The organism is Massilia timonae CCUG 45783, assembly GCF_000315425.1.
Classification (GTDB): Bacteria; Pseudomonadota; Gammaproteobacteria; order Burkholderiales; family Burkholderiaceae_D; genus Telluria; species Telluria timonae.
In genome coordinates this window covers 1-1,354 of record NZ_JH992935.1, presented here as the reverse complement: position 1 = coordinate 1,354, position 1,354 = coordinate 1, and the positions used below count along the sequence as shown (strand labels likewise).

The 1,354-nt window shown below is 57.1% G+C and carries 2 protein-coding genes; one reads left to right on the top strand and one right to left on the bottom strand.

The genetic code is table 11. The features are described 5' to 3' along the window. Nucleotides 1-91 precede the first annotated feature (91 nt). Complete coding sequence (locus HMPREF9710_RS26390) at nucleotides 92-901, top strand: RepB family plasmid replication initiator protein (RefSeq protein WP_005671616.1); 810 nt, start codon at nucleotides 92-94, stop codon at nucleotides 899-901. 210 nt (nucleotides 902-1,111) lie between these two features. Here the strand turns inward: HMPREF9710_RS26390 and HMPREF9710_RS26385 are convergent. Continuing rightward, a partial coding sequence (locus HMPREF9710_RS26385) for a hypothetical protein (protein ID WP_040778644.1) occupies nucleotides 1,112-1,354 on the bottom strand: 243 nt, incomplete at its 5' end.

Genomic DNA, 1,354 nt, shown 5'->3' with positions numbered 1-1,354 from the left:
TAACTATTACTTTTTTAGGGTTAACTATTACCATAGTTGACAAGGGTATTTCTATATCGTAATATTACCTAGTTAGCACTAGGAATAGTCCATGAAAAAATCGGAGCTTGTTGTGAAGTCTAATCGTCTGATCGAGGCAAGCTATCGCCTAGGCCTAAACGAGCAGCGCATCATCCTGTACTCGATCTGCCGGTGCCGTGAGGAGCAAAAGGGGCTGTTCCCGGATCTGCCGGTCACGATCACGGCTGACGCTTTCGCCAAGCAGTTCCCGAGCATCGGCCGGGGCAACGTCTATCAACAGCTCAAGGACGCCATGGACGCGCTATACGAGCGAAGCGTGACGATCCACGACATAGACCCGGCCAGCGGTCACGCCCGTGTAAAGAAGACGCGCTGGATCAGCGAGGGCGCCTATGTGGATGGTGCGGGCAACGTCCAAGTCATCTTCACGCCAGAGGTCATCAAGTACATCACGCGGCTGGAAGCTGAGTTCACGTCCTACCAACTAGAGAAGGTCGGCCACATGACCAGCGCGCACGCCGTGCGCATCTACGAGCTGCTGGCCCAGCACCGAGAGATTGGTAGCCGCATGCTTAACCTGGCGTGGCTGCGTGAAACCCTCCAGATCGCGCCGGACGAGTACAAGTTGACAACCAATTTCATCCGCAAGGTGATCGAGGTAGCCGTCGAGCAGATTAACAAGCACAGCGATCTGACAGTGAGCTACAAGCCGGTCAAGACAGGCCGGGCCATCACAGATTTCGCGTTCAAGATTAAGGAAAAGAGCAACAAGGGCAAGGCTGTCGGCGCTCCCTCGGATCATACCTACCGTGATAAACTGGAGGCGGCTGGCCAGCAGCGCCTTCCCGATACCATCCCTGACACCGAAGAAGAATTTTGATAACCCTTAGCTATCGCATTTCACCGCGTCCGCCCGAACTGGGCGGAGGGCATCAACTGACTCTTATGGAGAATGATATCGAGGTGGGCGGCGGTGTTTTCCCTCCCACGCATGGGAGTCAAATCTCGATGGGGAATGCCCAGGCGGCGAGTTTCGGTGAGGCTTTGGCTGCGGCTAATGCCTGGCTTAAGTCACGTTGACGCTAAAAGGCTATCTCGACATTCCCTGGCCCTGTTGCCTCTCGCGGGCCTGCTCCCTTTCCTGCTGCCGGCGCTCTACAGCCGGCATTACGAAGCGCGACACGCGCACATCGAATTCACGCTGGCTCGCCGGCGCCTTCCATGCCACGTCGACGGCTTTGGCCGTCATCCTCTCGACCTCCGCAGCCTGCATTCCCTGCAACGACGCCGGCGCGATCGCGCGCGCCCGATCGACAACGCGGGTGACGGTTTC

Coding starts and splice junctions, on each gene's coding strand:
- HMPREF9710_RS26390 (WP_005671616.1), top strand. CDS start 92: ATGAAAAAATCGGAGCTTGTTGTGAAGTCTAATCGTCTGATCGAGGCA.